Consider the following 17,878-nt stretch of genomic DNA (forward strand, 5'->3'; position numbering starts at 1 on the left):
GAGGGAAATGATCAGCGTTAGTCCTTATATTGTTGTAGAAGACGTCAAAGAATCTCTTCAATATTATCAAGGAATTTTTGGCGGAGATATTCGTATCTTAAATGAACATCAAGACCGTGTATTGCATGCTGAGCTGCACCTTGGAGAATCACTGCTCCACTTTTCAGATACATTTGGCCGCACACCAAAACCGGAGAATCTTCGATTGATCATGCAGTTTGACAATGAGGAAGAGTTAAAGGCTGTATACGAGGCGCTTGAAGCTGACGGAGATGTCCTTGTGGAATTACAGGATACGTTTTTTGGCGCACTTCATGGACAAGTACAAGATCGGAAGAATGGTTTGATATGGGTGCTGAATTATATGAAATAAATAAAGACCTTCACCCTTGTGAAGGTTTTTTTGTGAGTGTTTTTATTTTCTGAAAAATGGAAAATATGCTATGTTGGAAGAATGATAAGACATGGGGAAAGGGTGGAAAAGGAATGGATCAAGTTGAGTTTCAATATATTCAAACAAACGGTATAAAGCTCCATACGGCAATGGCTGGTCCTGAAGATGGCCCACTGCTGGTTCTGCTGCATGGATTTCCTGAGTTTTGGTATGGTTGGAAAAATCAAATCCGCCCCCTGGCTGAGGCAGGGTATCGTGTCGTTGTTCCTGATCAAAGGGGATACCATCTGAGTGACAAACCGGAAGGAGTTGAATCATACGTCTTAGACAAATTAAGAGATGATATCGTGGGATTAATTAAGGCGCTGAGCCCAAATCAAAAGGCTATTGTCGGCGGACATGATTGGGGCGGAGCGGTTGCTTGGCACCTTGCTTCAACCCGTTCTCAATATGTAGAGAAATTAATCATCGTCAACATGCCGCATCCTCGTGTGATGATGAAGGTCCTTCCGTTTTATCCGCCGCAGTGGAAGAAGAGCTCTTATATCGCGTTCTTTCAGCTTCCAAATGTACCGGAGGCAGCGCTTCAAGAAAATCACTTTCAAAGACTGGATGAAGCCATTGGACTGTCTGCTAGACCTCATCTGTTCACGAAGGAAGATGTCTCAAGCTATAAGCTGGCATGGACGCAGCCTGGAGCCATTACGTCCATGTTGAATTGGTATCGAGCGATTAAAAAAGGCGGCTTTGAAAAACCGATTTCCAAACGAATTCTCGTTCCTGTCCGCATGATCTGGGGAATGGAGGACAAATTTCTAAGCAGAAAGCTCGCAAAAGAAACGATCAAGATTTGCCCAAATGGACAACTGATTTTTGTCGATGATGCGACTCATTGGATCAATCATGAAAAACCAGATGTCGTGAATAAGCTCATACTCGAATTTTTAACATAAAGAAATAAGCTCTGATCATATGACCAGAGCTTATTTGTTTTATCCGATTTGATTCTTTTTCAAGGAAACCGGTTCGTCGTCCCAGCATTCAATCTCTTCATTGTTTGGAACGGCATTTTTATAGAAAACAGGATCTTTGCCTTCTTTTTTCTGTCTCATGTAATCCTTCAGTGCTGCAAAGGCGACTTTGGACAACATGGTAATGGCAATGAGGTTGACGATGACCATGAGACCCATGAATAAGTCGGCTAGACCCCAAACGAGAGGAACAGTCGCAACAGCTCCGAAAAGAACCATGCCAATGACAGCAACACGATAGATGTTGAGCCAAATTTTATTCGCTCCCAAGAACTCAATGTTCGTTTCACCATAGTAATAGTTACCGATTAACGTACTAAAAGCGAATAAGAAAATCATGATCGCCAGGAATCCAGAAGCCCAAGGCCCAATGTGCTGGCTTAATGAAGCCTGAGTTAGCTCAATTCCTTCCAGATTGGTTGTTTTATACGCATCAGAGAACAAGACGAGAAAGGCTGTACTTGTACAAATAATTAATGTATCTGTTAACACACCAAATGCTTGGATTAATCCTTGTTTGACTGGGTGGCTCGTGACAGCAGTTGCTGCTGCGTTAGGGGCACTACCCATACCGGCTTCGTTTGAGAAGAGACCGCGTTTAATCCCTTGTAACAATGCTCCACCTAATGTACCGCCGGCAAACTGTTCAAATCCGAAAGCGTGTTTCACAATCGTGCTGATGACACCTGGTAGTTCAGTGATATTTGTGATAATGACAAAGAAAGCAATCCCGATGTAAGCAACGGCAAGAAAAACGACAATATATTCAGATGCTTTTGCAATCGCTTTGATTCCTTTGAAAATAATGAACGCAAAAATAACAGCCATAACGATTCCGACAGTTAAACGATCTAGGCCAAAAGAGTTTTTAAAAGCGACGGTGATTGTATTTGATTGCACTGCGTTAAAGACAATCCCAAAAGAGATCGTGATCAGGATGGCAAATAAAATCCCCATCCAGCGCTTATTTAACCCTTTTTCCATGTAATAAGCAGGTCCACCGCGGAATCCTGTTTTATCTTTTACTTTATACACCTGAGCTAGTGTACTTTCAACAAAGCTTGAAGCAGAACCGATAATTGCGACGATCCACATCCAGAAGATTGCGCCAGGTCCACCGATCGCAATAGCGATGGCAATCCCTGTGATATTCCCTGTTCCTACACGTGCTGCCATACTGATGGCAAAAGCTTGGAACGGTGAGATTCCCTCTTTTTCTTTTCTTCCTTCTTTTAGAACACGCAGCATTTCTTTCAGCATTCTGACTTGCAGGAAGCGTGATCTATATGTGAAGTAGACCCCTACTCCAAGTAACAGAGCAATGATAAGATAAGTCCAAATAAAATCATTTGTAGTTGTTAAATAAGATAGCAAAGCTTTTTCGTTCATAACATCACCTCTTCGATTTCATCACTGTTCTTTTTAAAAAATACTGAGATCCCACTCTTTGGCGAGTTTCTTCAGCATCATGACACCGGTAATACTATTTCCACAATCGTCAATGGCAGGACCATAAATGCCGATACCGCAGCCTGTCTGAAATGGGAATTCTCTTCTTGCGCTTGGCGGAACGCAAGCCATGATTCCTCCAGACACACCACTTTTGGCTGGAACGCCTACGAAAGCGGCAAAATTACCAGACGCATTGTACATGCCGCATGTCAGCATCAATGCCTTTGTTAGTCTTGCGATATCTTTTGGGATGACTTGGACTTGTTTAAAGGGATGGTAGCCATCACTTGAAATAATCAGTCCAATCAAGGCGATGTCCTCTGTTGTGACCTCAATGGAACATTGCTTTAAATACACTTCTAACGTGTCCTCGACATCTGATTCTAAGTAATTGGTTTCTTTTAAATAATAAGCAAGTGCCCGGTTGCGGTGTGCAGTTGCCCATTCTGATTGATAAACCTCTTCATTAACAGAAGGACGCTTCCCTATTAAGTTTTCGATTAAATCGAAAATATATGCTAGCTTTTCTGTAGAAGTCTTTCCAGGAAGGATGGAGGATACGGTAATAGCTCCAGCATTAATCATTGGATTAAAGGGCTTCCCTGGTTTATGCATCTCAAGGCGGTAGATGGAATTAAATGCATCACCAGTTGGCTCTACATCTACCCGATCCAAGACGTACGGAACGCCTCTTCCTAAACAGGCAGCTATAAAGCTGATGACTTTTGAGATACTTTGCAGGGTAAAGGGAACGTCCCAATCACCATAATGTACAGATGATCCATCTGGGCCTATCACGCTGATACCAAGTTGAGAGGAATTTACTTTTCCGAGTGCTGGAATGTAGCCAGCGTTCTGCCCGTTTTTGTAATACGGACGTATTTCTTCTGCCCATTGATCAACAGAAGACTGGCATGCGTGTTGTGTATTATTAGAAATTGCTGTTTTCATACGATTCCTCCAATCAAAAATCAAAAAGTACCCTATTGAATTGGCGGATGACAAAAAATGCGATCAAATAGGCACGAAAACATGTTACACATCTTCAAAGAACTTGTCATGCGCTGCTTGTACCACTCCTTTACACCTAAATATATGTTCAAATGAAGGCTTTGGCGGCGAAACAACAAAAAGGGTTTTTAGTGAAAATTCAGAAAACGCTTACATATAGTTTCACTAAAATTGTTCATTCAATTTATCTTGGAAACTACACAATCTGACGAAAATCTACAGAAAAACTTACAAATAAAAATCAGTCTGCATGTAATTGTCTAAACAATTCCCATTATTGTAGACAATCTCCAAATCGTAGAATAGCTGAAAGGTCACCATGCCTTCTCGGAGAATAGTCATAAAAAATGATTTTGAAGAGAGAAGTAGCCGTGAAAATAATTTTTTTGCTCATTGTGAAGCAAAGAGTCTCCTTGTATACTGTGGCTATGTAAACAGGGGAAGGGATGTCAGTCATTTGAGTTTAAACCAGCTTGTCAAAAAAGACGCATTTATTTTGATTTTTATGATCGTCATTGTGCCGCTTGCGGGAGAGCTGAAGTTTTATCCTGTGAATGAAACATTTCGTATTAGTTTTGGGGCACCTGCGTTTTTCTTTTGCTTATTACTTTTAAGAAAATCAAGACCATTGCTGCCAGGGTTTTTAACAGGCGCAGCCATTGTCCTATTTCGGGTAGGTTTAGATCTTATTCAGCAAAAAGCTGATCTGGCTCTGTCATTTTATCAGCAGTTTCCGAGCTTCTTTTTTTACTTTACTTATGCTTTTCTTTTCTTTGTTGTCCGTACAGGCCGTTTCAAGCAACGTTCCATTTTTATTGGGCTGATCGGACTGATGATTGAACTGCTGGCTGATTTTGTTGAGCTGTTTGTACAATTTTTAGTGTTTGATACAACCATGACTTTCTCAAAGCTGAGTGATATGATCCTCATTGCATTTGCTCACAGCTTCGTGGTCATCAGCTTTTTTAATATGATGAGGCTGTATGAGGCACAATCAAGAGAGAAACAAATCATGAAGCAAAATGAGCATATGATGATGGTCATTTCAAATTTATATGAGGAAACAGTTCATTTAAAGAAAACGTTAAATCATACAGAGCACATAACGCAAGAATCCTATCGGCTCTATCGTCTGCTGAATGAACATGAGGCAGGAAAGAAAGTGAGTCAGGAGCTGCTGAAGCTTGCAGGGGAAATACATGAAGTCAAAAAGGACAATCAGCGTATTTACGCTGGGCTTTCAAAGCTGATTTCAAAGGAAAATATGCAAGATTATATGAGGGCAGAGGATCTTGTTCAAATCGTGATTCGCATTCAAGAGAAATATGCGCTATCTCTCGGGAAGAACATTTCCTTTACATCTGATATAAAAGGCATTCACTTGCATGAGTATCATGTGTTCATTTTCTTATCGCTGATTAATAATTTAATGGCAAATGCAGTTGAAGCAATCAAGGATGATGGAGCCATCTCACTCGTATTAAAAGGCAGTCATGATAAAATAGAGATTCGGGTCGAGGATGATGGACCGGGTATCCCTGAGAAATTGAGAGAGATTGTATTTGATCCTGGATATACCTCAAAATTTGATGCATATGGAACACCGTCAACTGGGATTGGCTTATCCTATGTGAGAGAGCTGGTTCAAGAGCTGGACGGTCAAATCCAGATTGAGCAGAAAGAAACGAAAGGAACAGCTTTTCAGCTTGTCCTTCCGATAAAAAATTTAATACAGAGAGGGTGAGTGTATGCGATTTTTCATTGCAGATGATGATCGTGCAATACGCTCGATTTTAGGTCAGATCATTGAGGATGAGGATCTAGGAGAGGTCGTGGATGAAGCTGATGACGGCATTGGATTAGAAGCGCATTCATTGAACCTGAAAAAAGTAGACATCCTTCTGATTGATCTTTTAATGCCAGCTAGAGACGGCATTCAAACCATACGTCATATTCACCCTGAATTCAAAGGAAAGGTCATCATGATATCTCAAGTAGAAGCAAAAGAGATGATGGCAGAAGCCTATGAACTTGGAATTGAATATTATATTCATAAACCCGTCAATCGAATTGAGATTGTCAGTGTCATTCGAAAGGTCATGGAGCGGATCAAGCTCGAAAAATCAATTTACGATATTCAAGCTTCTCTTCGGCATGTGCTGCCATTAGAGCCAGTGATTTCTCATGAGACAGGTACTGGATCAAAGCGAAGAACGATGAAAGAGGCAGGGGAATTCCTCCTATCTGAATTAGGAATTGTCGGAGAGAGTGGCTCTAAGGATTTACTAGAGATATTGATCTACTTACATGAAACGCAGACAGCCAATTCTCATGAGGTGAATTTTCCGCCATTAAAGCAACTATTTATCAAAACGGCGGAACGAAAGCTTGGTCGTGGTGCGGCGGATGTGGAAGTGATGCGGGAAGTGAAAGCAGCAGAGCAGCGAATTAGACGAGCCATCCATCATTCCTTAAATCATTTCGCATCACTTGGGCTCACAGATTTTTCAAATCCTAAATTTGAGCACTATGCGTCGAAGTTTTTTGATTTCACTGATGTCAGCCAAAGGATGAAAGAAATGCAGAAGACTTCTTCATCTGCAGGGGCAACAGGCAGAGTCAATACGAAAAAGTTCGTGCAAATCTTTTATTTTGAAGCAAAGCAGCTATTCGAAGGGATGAGCTGAGGGAAATCTATTGGAATGATTGGAGAAAATAAACAGAGACAGAGTGCTTTTGACTATGAGCCGCCTTGCTCTTTTAGACGTCTTTGTTATTTATCTGATCATTCTGATTTTTCTTTTTTCTTGAAAATAAAACTCTCCTGTGCAATCGTTTGTTAAAATAGTGAGGTTAGACTAGAATGTCGGAGGTTTTATTTTGGGAAAAATTAAACGAAATGCGCTCTGCCCATGCGGAAGCGGAAAAAAATATAAACATTGCTGTGGTCAAAAGTCAGGCGGAGAACAAACGTCTGAGCTTGTGTTTAAGGAAGCTGTACAAGTTCAAAAGGATTTAATGAATTATGCGTTCTCTAAGCATCAGAGAGCGATCAATCAATTCATTAATGAGTTTTCTTTCCTAGCAGATATGGATAAAGAAACGCAACAAATCTCAGTCTTTCATTTGAGTGTATGGGGCATTTTCTTCCGCCCATTAACAGATAAGAAAGAGACCATCTTCCAAGAATTCCTGACAAAAAAAGCAGAAGATATTACCCGTCCTAAAACACGACAAGTGGTTGAATCTTGGACAGACATGGAGCCATCTTTGCTTTTATTAAATGAAAAAACGGACGAGTCTCTTTACTTTGAGAATATGGTGACAGCTGAGAAGGTTGAAGTTGATGTGAAGCCGGATCAAACCGTGCTGCCAGAGAAAGGTAGTCTTGTTCTAGGTTTCCCTGTTCAGTTTGAAGAAAAAGCAGAGTTTTTCATTCAATATACGATGTTCGCGAAAGAGTTTACTGATACGCTTCTTCTTCAGGTTCGCCAGCTCGTTGAAGCACATGAGGCAAACGGAGGAGCACGCAGCACATTTATGAGAGAAGCCTTCCCTGAAGTGCTGAAGTGTATGTTTGCGAAGCAAGAAGTTGAAGAAACAGAAGCGCCTGCTCAAACAGAAGGAAGTACAGTAGGACTATCAGCAGATCGGATGGACTGGGCTAGTGACGTTCAGCTGGAAACAGCCAAGCTGATTGAAGACGGGATGAAAGAGCACGGTGACCAAAGCCTGACAGATGGCGCTTTAACCGTTTGGAAAGCTTACTGTGATCAGAAAGCACCTGTGATCCGGAAAGCGGCGTCATTTGCTGCAGGAATCGAATATTATATTCATTCACTTGCAAGCGATGCCCCGCTTTCTCAAGCACAAGTTGCTAAAAAGTATGGCATTAGTGCGTCCACTGTATCGAGCCGATTTAAAGATATTGAAAAAGCGGTCAAAGAAGAGCAAGAGACGACTGTATCATAGCATGAAAAAAGACGCGGCACCTTTCAAGGAGCCAGCGTCTTTTTTTCATCATCTTGTTTTAATAAAACCACTCATGTATTGCTCTGTATTATAATCATTGAGGTCAATTTTCCACTGACCATCTCCGTTACGTTTCATTTTCACTTCATACTCAGCAGGGCTTGAGACTGGAGGAAGCTTTTCAAACTCAGATGCGTACATATTCAAGCTTTTCTTATACAATTCTTCTTTCGAACGGATTTTGCCGTTGTAAAACTCATCTCTTTGTTTGTCTAGTTTGTCTTTTAAGTTAGAAGCATCAATACCGGTTACTTGAGCGACAACCTTCGCTTCGTCATCTGAGATGGTTTTCACACTTGTTTCCACTTTCGCTTTATCCTTCATTGTATTTTGCATGCGTTTGTACATGGATAAAATATCGCGGTCACTGACTTCGTTTCCATATATGCCTGCACTTCTCTTAAAGTCTTTCACAAACATTTCGTGATATTTATTAACGACATCTGATTGATTGTCACCTGTTAATTCTGAGAATTGATCATTCTTTTTGTCAAAAACAATGATATCTGTATAAGCAGATAGTGCTTTTGCTGGGTTATCTAGCTTTTTCGCTGAATCCAGTATCTTTTCGCCATCTAGTTCAATTTCGATCGAATCGCTGTTTTTCTTGATGCTATCTTGGTACACGAACTGATATTTTTTGCCTTTATCTACTAGGAAATAAAGCGCTCCTGATAGTGATTTCCCTTTGTTCAATGACCCAAGATCAAGGCGGTCTTTACTGCCGTAGAATTTTAAATCAGAGACTTTGGCATCGTCCTGATAAAGGGTGAAATCAGAGTTATATAGTGAAAGGGCTTTGTCACCTTTGTTGGTGATCGTCAGGTTGACTTTTAACACCAATTCATTGTCTCGCAAGGTAGTTGTTGAGTCTTCTGGTAACGTATATTCGTAGCTATTCACTTTTACCTCTGCTGTTTTTGTTGATTTTTGGTCAGCCTTTGTTGATTTTGCTGAGCTCTGGCAGGCTGCAGAGATGATCATCACGAATGAAATCATGAGGAGTGCACTTATTTTTTTAAGATTCACAGTTGATGCTCCTTTGCTTTTCTTTCGTCATTTTCTTCCCGCTATCTGACTGAGAAAAAAGAAACAGATAGAATGGTATATTCGGGTGTTAAAGGGGAAAATCTCCTAATGACGATTTGCACTATTCATTCTATCGAATTTCATTCGTGATGAGGAATAGGTTGTAGTCCCTATCTTTGATAGATTTTTACACAAATACCTATAAAAAACGGAATTTAATAAGTATAATATACTAGTTAATAAGAATTAATTTATCTATTTATCATGAGTTTTAAATGTTTTGTGTGTAAAAATCTTGAGACGGAGGTAGTTTTCATTTCAAAAGATGTGTTAGGATTCACATCGCAAAGCTTTTCGTTTAAGTGTATCTTCATCATACGAATCTGTTTCTTTCAAAGCGTCCACCTCCAGATTGATTTTCAGAGAGCAGAATACTTGAATGTTGAAAATGATTCATGGGAAAATAAGGATGATTAAGCAGATAAGGGAGATGAGCTTTTGAAAAAAGTAACGCTTGGACGAACTGATTTACAGGTGAATCCGATAGGGCTTGGAACAAATGCAGTAGGTGGCCATAATTTATTCCCGAATCTGAGTGAAGATGCAGGGCGGGAGCTAGTAGAAACTGCTCTTGATCATGGTGTCAATTTCTTAGATTCTGCTTTTATTTATGGGCTGGGCCGTTCAGAAGAATTGATTGGCGAGATCATTGCCAAAAGAGGCGGCAGAAAAGAACTGGTTCTTGCGACAAAAGGGGCTCATAAAGAAGTAAACGGGCAAATTGAACTGGATAATAGCCGTGATTTCTTAAGACAGCAGGTCGAAGACAGCCTGAAGAGGCTCCAAACTGATTATATTGATTTGTACTATATGCATTTCCCAGACGGCCGCACGCCGCTGGATGAAGTGGCAGGTACTTTAAAGGAATTGAAGGATGAGGGGAAAATCCGGGCAATTGGGGCATCAAACCTTGATTTTGAACAGCTTCAAACCTTTAATCGAGATGGACACCTAGACGTGCTTCAATCAGAGTATTCTCTGCTAAAACGTCAGGCAGAACAAGACCTTCTCCCATACTGCGTGGAGCATGGGATTTCCTTTATCCCTTATTTTCCATTGGCGTCAGGCCTGTTGACTGGGAAGTTTACAAAGGATGCGACATTTGATGATATTCGAGCAAAGGACCCGCTTTTCCAAGGCGATGCTTTCCTTCAAAACCTCGAAAAAGTAGACAAACTGAAGACCATTGCGCAATCAAAACATGCCGAAACAGCCCATGTAGCGCTGGCGTGGCTGTTGGCGCAGGATGGCATTGATGCCATTATTCCTGGTGCAAAACGAGCCGAGCAAGTCTTACAAAACTTGAAAACAAACGATGTTCAATTAACAAAAGAAGAAATCAACGAAATCGATCAGATCTTTTCATAATATAAAAAATAAGGTGCCAAGTAGCACCTTATTTTTTATGCCATTGTGAGAGGAATCTTGATCATGAGCCTCAGGTTTGGAGAACGATACGTAAAATCAAGCGTGCCGTCTGCCTTTTCAACAAGCTGATGAATGATATAAGTACCCATACCTTGATGATCACCGCCTTTTGTCGAGCGGCCAAACGTCTTGAACAGATGATCTAATACGTGTTTTTCCATGCCCTTAGTACTGTTTTCGCAATGAATCAAAAAGAGCCCGCTCCGTATGGAAGTCGTGATCGAGATGCTTCCCTCGTTCCCGGCTTGCTTCGCTTCAATAGCGGCGTCTAATGCGTTATCAAGCAGGTTGCCAGTAAAACTCACCTGATCCGCTTTAGAAAAAGGAAGAGAAGAAAAGGGTGCTTGAAGATCTAGTGAAAGGGCAATCTCCTCTTTTTCAGCCCGCTGGAAAAAGGAATGAAGGGTGGAGGCCAAATAAGCATTTTCCCCTTTGATCCAAGGAAAATGTTTCACGTATTGCTGAATCAAATCTTTGATCTCATGCTCGTCATTCGATGCGGAAAAGGCATTTAAATGTCTAGCTGTTTCATGGTGTTTACTTCGCAGCTCAAGCAGCAAGTCATTGGTCCTCGACTCAGCATGAATCAGCTCTTGAAGCCGTCCATTTAATCGTTGCTCCGTTTGCATCACCTTGAAGGAAAGAAGATCGGCTGTCAAAATGATGATGACAGTTAAAAGATGGCTTAGTCCATTTCCGTGCGTGAGAAAAAGTGAAATGCCTGAACAGGTGATGAGCACAAAAGCGCCTAATATCACGTAACCACTCATACCTAGCCAAAACCTTTTGTAAATGAAAAAGGTGTAAAGGCACATGATGCAAAAGGTCAGAAGCCACACCATGCTTGATGACAAAGGCAGAACAGCTTTAGCAGCAGCTTGAACTGCAAGACCGAGCCAGATGAGCGTATATATGCGAAATCCAAGATAGAAAGCGTTCACGTTCGTTCTCCTTAAAAGTAGTATTTCTTAAAGTATTCTAATTGCTGCTTCGTCATCATGGCTTTTTTATCAGTCCCTTCAAAAGACACGATAAATGAATTTTTGGCATACGCCGAAAAGTTCTTAATGTAATGAATATTGATGATAAACGAGCGGTGGGAGCGGATAAAGTCTTTCTCAGCTAAATCACCTTTTAACTCGTTGAGAGTTTGGTATGTTTGAATATCTCCTGTTGTTGTGACAATGGTCGTCGACCTGCCAGTACGTTCAACAAAGATGACATCCTTTTTTTGCAGTACATGGATATCTGATTGCTGCTTGATGAGAAGCCGTCCGTGAATGCTTTTCTCCTGCTTGGTGGACATGTAGCGCTCTAAGGATTTGGCGATTCGATCAGCTTGATAAGGCTTCATAATATAATCATGGACATTCAAATCAAAGGCATGGACAGCATACCCACTGTTTCCCGTCACAAATACAACATCCACATTCAGTGCATGGGAGTGAATAAGGTCTGCTAATTCATAGCCTGACATGCCAGGCATCTCAATGTCTGCAAACAATAGATCAATGTCGCCCTGTTTGACCTTCTCATATGCATCCTCCGCTGACTGCGTCACAAAAACGATGTCAACGGCATCCATTCTGCCGACAATGGCATGCAGCTTTTCTAAATCCACTCGGTAATCATCGACAAGACCTACTTTTATCATAAAAATCACCTATGACTCTTCTTATTATTTGTCTATTTTACCATTTGTTTTTTAAAATGGATCATTTCAAGACAGAAAAAGGACGTTTCGCGACATTTTTATGTCAGACAGGCGGTATTTTTTCTATCATAGACGTAGATAGTCGAAAGGGGCGAACCAAATGATTACTCTCAGCGATTGTAGTTGCTGGTTTACAGATAAGAAAAAAGTCGTAAAGGCGATGAAACATATGACATTCTCCGTGAAGGAAGGAGAAGTCGTCGGCATCTTAGGAGAAAATGGAGCGGGGAAAACCACATTATTACGCGCCGTTGCCACATTATTAGAACCTACGCACGGATCAGTCACTGTCGCAGGCTTTGATACAGTCAAAGAAGCAACTGAAGTGAAGAAGCGAATTGGGGTCTTGTTTGGCGGTGAGACGGGACTTTATGACCGTTTGACGGCTCGTGAAAACCTTGAATACTTTGGGAAATTATATGGCTTAGATCAGCATGAAATCAAAGCAAGAATTGAGGATTTGGCAAAGCGATTCGGGATGAGGCAGTACATGGATCGCAAGGTAAAAGGATTTTCAAGAGGGATGAAGCAAAAGGTGGCGATTGCCAGAACATTGATTCATGACCCTGACATTATTTTGTTTGACGAACCGACAACAGGTTTAGATATCACATCGAGTAATATTTTCAGAGAGTTTATTCATCAGTTGAAACAGCAAAATAAAACGATTCTATTTTCAAGCCACATCATGGAAGAAGTCAGCCTGCTTTGTGACAGTGTCATGATGATACATCAAGGGGAGCTCGTGTACAAAGGAACGCTTCCAGAATTATATGCACAGGAACAAAGTGAAGACTTGAATTACATCTTTATGTCGAAGCTCGCAAGGGGGAATGCATAATGTGGAAAACCGTCTTTTTAAAAGAAATGACAGATTCGCTCAGAGACAGGAAAACGTTGCTCTTAACAGTTTTGATCCCTCTTTTGACGATGCTCGGACTCGTGTTTTTCTACGAAAGCATGATCGCTGATCCAGGCGATAAAACGTATACAGTCGCAATCAATGAAAAGCTTCCGTCCGATATGAATGACATGATCAAAGAAGTGAAAAACCTGAAACTTGAAACATTTGATGACCCGCAGCAAGCCGTTAAAGACGGTGAGGCAAATGCTTATCTAGAAATGCCAAAAGATGCAGGCGATATGCTTCAGCATCAAACATCGTTTGCCATTAAAGTCCATGGGTATCCAACAGATGATGATTCAGTGATTGCGGTTCAAATGCTGCAATCATTGCTTGAACAATATCAAAATCAAGTCGTAGAAAAGCGTTTGGCACAGGATCAGATCAAATCGTCAGTGATTCATCCGTTTGAGGTGCAATCGGTTGATGTGCAAGAAGGAGAGGACGGGGATGGAGAAAACGGGATGACCGCCATGCTGCTGTCGATTCTTCTTCCAATGATTTTAGTGACCTCTGTGATCTCAGGTGCTTTGCCAGCTGCGCTTGATATCGTAGCAGGTGAAAAGGATAGAAAGTCAATTGAAGCTTTATTCCTGACACCGGCCAGCAGACTTCAGCTTTTAATTGGAAAATGGCTAGCTGTTTCTATGTTTGGTATATTAAGTGGCATTGTGGCGATTGGCATGCTGCTGCTCTCTACATTGCTCTTTACAGAAAAGCTGAAACAAGCGCTGAACTTCGGAGATCAAGTGTGGAGCATCATCGGTGTTATGTTTGCGGCATTAATTATTTTCTCATTCATGGTATCCATGATTGAACTGCTGCTCAGTGTCGTTTCAAGCTCAGTGAAAGAAGCACAATCGTACATGTCCATGATCATTACACTAGGTGTGATTCCGATGTTTTTCACCATGAGAGCAGGCGCTACGCAGCTAGATACGTATTACTTTGCGATCCCATTCCTTAATATTCACGCACTATGCAAGCAATTGATGTTTGGCATCGTAGACCCGATGTCGATTGCCCTGACGCTCGGCTCCTCGGCGCTGACAGTGATGATCTTGTTTGTCATCGTGAGAAGTTTGTTTATGAAAGAGAAATGGATGCTTGCGAAATAAGGGAATGACTTTAATAATAGAGGACGTAAAGGTTGTTGAGGAAATCTCGACAACCTAATTTTGTTTGAAATTTACAACCTTCCTTGTATTAGACAGAAAAATTGCTATATACCTTGCTAAGTAGGCCTTTATAATATGCGTTCAAAATAAAAAAGATTGTAGAAAAACATTAATTTCTCTACAATCTGAATCCATATGATATAAACTGCAATTTTTTATTTGTTAATGAGAGTTTTATTTTTTTTAAAAATTAGGTTAGTAATTGTTCCAATGACTAGTGAAACTAATAATGCTCCAACTATTGCACCTATAACTGGTCGTATAATCCCATCCCCAGGCATTATACTGAGTATAAGAATCAAGAATATAACTAAAAAAGATATAATGTAATCTTTTTTTCTAAAAATCAATTTTAATCATCTCCTTGTAGTTTAACGTATTGTAGTTGACTTTGAGATTTTACCGTTTTTATTACAGGTAATTTCATTTCTGACATCTTTATATTGAAGGACTATACCCACACCACTATATTCAATTCCATAATGAGCATTAAACCTTGTGAAGACTGTAGCTGATGTACCTTTTGCGTTTCGGGTTGTACCTTCTCCATAATTATCTACTTGCCATGCAACGCCTCCCCACCGTTTTTTAACATATCCATCTTTCCAATAAGCTGTTACAGATTTTCCAGTGTATTTAAACTCTCCTTTAGTGTACACTTCCCACAATGGTATGCCAACCCAGCTATAAGCCACATATTTTTTACTGACTGACCCTGTATATTTAGTTTTTGCACTTGCTGTTTTTGGCCCTATTGCTTTAACTACACTTCCTAATACAGGTATGTTTGATAGCGTATCGTTTTCTTCTTTTAACACATCCGGATTTTCAGCGGTTAAAATTTCTACAAAGAAAGTGTCTTCATTAGTGAAAATAACATTAACATTTTCGTTAATTTCCTCAACCTTGAAATTTCCATTTTTAATATTATCTTGCATATACTCATCTAGATCTAGAGTTTTTGTTGATTCGTCTAGTGAACTTGTTTCAGGTAGAATTGTGGTGTTTTCTAATCTTTTGTCGATCTCCTTTTTTGTTTTTTGTTCTGTTCCAACTACATCTTGTAAAGTATCTTCTATTTCTTCATCTGATTTCACATTGTTTTCCTTTAATTCTTGAATAAATTCTTTTTCAGTTGTACTCAAATTTTTATTTTGTGTTGCTGAATTGTATGTGCTTGCAAAAGCCCAGTTTTTTGGTAGTGAGTTTGGCGCGATTGAAATAAGCACTACAGTTAGTAATATAATAGATATTTTCTTAAACATGCCCTTTCCTCCTAGAAAAATAATATATTATAACAAAAAAACCATATAATTATATAAAATACATTATTTAATGGTTTTTTTCTATTTTTATTATGAATAACTGTTGGATAGTCATATTTTGTTGCGTGTGAAGTGATTTCATTAATTTTGCTTCTTTAAACTTTTTAATTTATACTCTTTCTATTTTTTAAAGTAAGATGAAAGTTCTTTGTATGTCGGAATCAAATATAGACATCAATCAAAAAAAGACTAAAGAAAACCCCCGGGAACCGGGGGTTTTTCTTTAGTTCTTGATGAACTTTTCAACCAATGAGCTTGTTTTGTAGTCGTTCAAATCAAGTTTCCATTGGTCGATATCGTTTTTCTTCATGTTCACTTCTACTGTTTCTTCAGAAGATGATGGTCCTAATTTTTTAAATTCATCTGGATAGATAGAAAGTAGATATTTCTGTGCATCATCATAAGATGCTGTACGGTTTTTGCTGTAGAATTCAGTTGCTTTTTCTTTTAAACGATCGACAAGCGGGCTTGCATCAATTGGTGTAAGTGTCACAGTCACGACAGCTTTATCACCGCTGATTGATTTTGTTTTCGTTGATACTTTTGATTTTTCAGCTAATGTTTCTTTTACAGCTTTTAGAAGCTTATCAAGGTTTTCGTCTTTTGCTGAGCTAGATGAAATACCAGAAGAAGAAATGTAGCCTTGTTTGAATGATTTATCAAATTCGTTTACGACAGTTGATTTGTTATCACCTGTTAGTTTTTCGAAATCGTCATTTTTCTTACCAAAGATCATGACATCAATATAAGAAGAAAGGGCTTTTGCAGACGCTTGAAGTGTATCTGCCTTTTTCATCAAGTCTTTTCCTTTAATATCGAATTCTAGTGTTTTGTCATCTTTTTTCGATCCAGTACCAGGCTCTGTGTAAACCAATTGATAGTCTTTTTCTTTATCAACCACAAAGAAAAGACCACCTTTTGATACTTTACCTGCATTTAGAGAGCTTGAAGATAATACTTCGTTGTAGTCATCAGGAGAGATGGTAGACACCTGAGCGTCATCTTGGTAAAGCGTAAAGTTGCTTTTATCCACATTCAATGGTTCTTTGCTGATGTTTTTTACAGATACATTCACTTTTAGGACATATTGATCATCCTGAACAGATGTATCGTATTGAGGTGGTAAAGTGTACTCAGCACTTTCTACTTTTACTTCAGCTGCATCAAGGGATTTTTTTGTATCGCTTTCTTTCGCAGCAGTTTTGTCTTTTCCACCACTACAAGCAGCAGCGACAACAGTTACACACAAAATCAGAAGAAACAGGGATAATTTCTTTTTAAACATGAGATGTTTTCCTCCTCGGGTTTTATGGTGAATTTCATTGGAAAGCTTTAGTTCATATCGTTCTTTTTGCACAAAAAGAAAAATACTGTATGTTTTTTACTGTAGAATGAAGCGAAAGTACTGTCAATACCTCAGTGCGTTCGAAAGGTTCATCCACTTCAAGTAGTAAAAATGACACTATGTTGAGAGGAGAAATGTGTATTTTATTGTTTGAAATCTCCTGTAAAAACTCAACATTTTATATTTTAAGGTTTTGAGTCGGATTATTGAATAGGTTCAAATGACTGTTTTTGAAGAAGATGTAGCAAATAGAAGGATTTTTATGACTTGTAAATGAGTCGTTAGTAATGAATATTTTTTCCTGTGATGTGTATGATCACTAGGTTTGTGTGTTGTTGACATAGAGACACTTGTCCAGCGAAATGTTGAGGTATTTAGACAGGCTCTCGACACGGAATGTGTCTTTTCCCTTCAAAATGGCAGTCATCTACACAGAAACCCTACATAAAATAAAAGAGAAATGAATGGGAGGTGGATGTATGGCAGTAGTAAGAGCGACAAGCTCTGATATTAATTTAATGGCCAGACTGCTGAGAGCCGAAGCGGAAGGTGAAGGGAAACAAGGGATGCTGCTTGTAGGAAATGTAGGCATCAATCGTTTGCGTGCCAACTGTTCTGACTTTAAAGGGCTGCGTACGATTCCACAAATGATTTATCAGGAGCATGCGTTTGAGGCAGTCACGCATGGCTATTTTTATCAGCGAGCACGAGAAAGTGAAAAGACACTTGCACGGAGGAACATTAATGGTGAACGTTTTTGGCCTGCGAAATTCAGCCTTTGGTATTTCAAACCGCCTGGAAATTGTCCATCCACTTGGTACAATCAGCCGTTTGTGGCAAGGTATAAATCACATTGCTTTTACCAGCCCACAGCTGAAACTTGCGAGAATGTTTATAACACCTTTTAGCTTGATGAACAGCACAATCCTTTGTATTCAAGAGGATTGTGTTTTTCTTTTTTTCAAAATGGGTAAC

The 17,878-nt window shown here is 39.7% G+C and carries 16 protein-coding genes; 9 read left to right on the top strand and 7 right to left on the bottom strand.

Going from position 1 to position 17,878, the window contains the following annotated elements:
* Positions 1–7 precede the first annotated feature (7 nt).
* Positions 8–373 carry a glyoxalase/bleomycin resistance/extradiol dioxygenase family protein gene (locus MHI58_RS01535; RefSeq protein ID WP_008342155.1) on the top strand — a complete coding sequence of 122 codons (366 nt, stop codon included), beginning with the start codon at positions 8–10 and terminating at the stop codon, positions 371–373.
* Between the two features lie 113 nt (positions 374–486).
* The gene (locus MHI58_RS01540) at positions 487–1,347 is read left to right on the top strand and encodes an alpha/beta fold hydrolase (RefSeq protein WP_035390563.1); all 861 of its coding nucleotides are present in this window, start codon (positions 487–489) and stop codon (positions 1,345–1,347) included.
* Between the two features lie 39 nt (positions 1,348–1,386).
* On the opposite strand, the gene MHI58_RS01545 is transcribed toward MHI58_RS01540, so the two are convergent.
* Both MHI58_RS01545 and MHI58_RS01550 read right to left on the bottom strand, forming a co-directional pair.
* Complete coding sequence (locus MHI58_RS01545) at positions 1,387–2,814, bottom strand: sodium:alanine symporter family protein (RefSeq protein WP_017358609.1); 1,428 nt, start codon at positions 2,812–2,814, stop codon at positions 1,387–1,389.
* Positions 2,815–2,847: 33 nt separating this feature from the next.
* The gene (locus tag MHI58_RS01550; RefSeq protein ID WP_045034632.1) at positions 2,848–3,828 is read right to left on the bottom strand and encodes a glutaminase; all 981 of its coding nucleotides are present in this window, start codon (positions 3,826–3,828) and stop codon (positions 2,848–2,850) included.
* Positions 3,829–4,345: 517 nt separating this feature from the next.
* Between MHI58_RS01550 and MHI58_RS01555 the strand changes: the two genes are divergently transcribed.
* From MHI58_RS01555 to MHI58_RS01565, 3 genes are all read left to right on the top strand, one after another.
* Entirely contained in the window at positions 4,346–5,632 is a 1,287-nt protein-coding gene (locus tag MHI58_RS01555; protein WP_017358607.1) for a sensor histidine kinase, read from the top strand.
* Positions 5,633–5,636: 4 nt separating this feature from the next.
* Positions 5,637–6,575, top strand: coding sequence for a response regulator (locus MHI58_RS01560; protein ID WP_045034631.1), 939 nt, complete (start codon positions 5,637–5,639; stop codon positions 6,573–6,575).
* 193 nt (positions 6,576–6,768) lie between these two features.
* Positions 6,769–7,860, top strand: coding sequence for an SEC-C metal-binding domain-containing protein (locus MHI58_RS01565; protein WP_024719014.1), 1,092 nt, complete (start codon positions 6,769–6,771; stop codon positions 7,858–7,860).
* Positions 7,861–7,908: 48 nt separating this feature from the next.
* Here the strand turns inward: MHI58_RS01565 and MHI58_RS01570 are convergent, their stop codons facing one another.
* Positions 7,909–8,949: a DUF4352 domain-containing protein gene (locus MHI58_RS01570; protein ID WP_045034630.1), complete on the bottom strand. Its 1,041-nt coding sequence runs from the start codon at positions 8,947–8,949 to the stop codon at positions 7,909–7,911.
* A gap of 498 nt (positions 8,950–9,447) precedes the next feature.
* Here MHI58_RS01570 and MHI58_RS01575 point away from each other — a divergent pair, with 498 nt between their 5' ends.
* Entirely contained in the window at positions 9,448–10,377 is a 930-nt protein-coding gene (locus MHI58_RS01575; RefSeq protein WP_045034629.1) for an aldo/keto reductase, read from the top strand.
* 35 nt (positions 10,378–10,412) lie between these two features.
* Here the strand turns inward: MHI58_RS01575 and MHI58_RS01580 are convergent, their stop codons facing one another.
* Both MHI58_RS01580 and MHI58_RS01585 read right to left on the bottom strand, forming a co-directional pair.
* Complete coding sequence (locus tag MHI58_RS01580) at positions 10,413–11,378, bottom strand: sensor histidine kinase (RefSeq protein WP_045034628.1); 966 nt, start codon at positions 11,376–11,378, stop codon at positions 10,413–10,415.
* An 11-nt stretch (positions 11,379–11,389) separates the two neighbouring features.
* Positions 11,390–12,091: a LytTR family DNA-binding domain-containing protein gene (locus MHI58_RS01585; protein WP_007498366.1), complete on the bottom strand. Its 702-nt coding sequence runs from the start codon at positions 12,089–12,091 to the stop codon at positions 11,390–11,392.
* A gap of 160 nt (positions 12,092–12,251) precedes the next feature.
* On the opposite strand from MHI58_RS01585, the gene MHI58_RS01590 reads away from it, so the two are divergent.
* Both MHI58_RS01590 and MHI58_RS01595 read left to right on the top strand, forming a co-directional pair.
* Positions 12,252–12,992 (top strand): ATP-binding cassette domain-containing protein, encoded by a 741-nt coding sequence (locus MHI58_RS01590; protein WP_041508193.1) that lies wholly within the window; start codon positions 12,252–12,254, stop codon positions 12,990–12,992.
* A complete protein-coding gene (locus MHI58_RS01595; RefSeq protein WP_041508194.1) occupies positions 12,992–14,173 on the top strand; it encodes an ABC transporter permease in 1,182 nt (393 codons plus the stop codon). The genes MHI58_RS01590 and MHI58_RS01595 overlap by 1 nt, the downstream gene beginning before the upstream one ends.
* Before the next feature lie 431 nt (positions 14,174–14,604).
* Here MHI58_RS01595 and MHI58_RS01600 read toward each other — a convergent pair whose 3' ends face one another.
* A complete protein-coding gene (locus MHI58_RS01600; protein WP_041508195.1) occupies positions 14,605–15,498 on the bottom strand; it encodes a hypothetical protein in 894 nt (297 codons plus the stop codon).
* A 283-nt stretch (positions 15,499–15,781) separates the two neighbouring features.
* Positions 15,782–16,843, bottom strand: coding sequence for a DUF4352 domain-containing protein (locus tag MHI58_RS01605; protein WP_024719008.1), 1,062 nt, complete (start codon positions 16,841–16,843; stop codon positions 15,782–15,784).
* A 539-nt stretch (positions 16,844–17,382) separates the two neighbouring features.
* Here MHI58_RS01605 and MHI58_RS01610 point away from each other — a divergent pair.
* On the top strand, positions 17,383–17,811 hold the full coding sequence (locus MHI58_RS01610; RefSeq protein WP_061417816.1) for a cell wall hydrolase: 429 nt from the start codon (positions 17,383–17,385) through the stop codon (positions 17,809–17,811).
* The last annotated feature ends 67 nt before the right edge of the window (positions 17,812–17,878 follow it).

Source organism: Bacillus sp. FSL K6-2869 (assembly GCF_040869405.1).
GTDB lineage: Bacteria > Bacillota > Bacilli > Bacillales > Bacillaceae > Bacillus > Bacillus altitudinis.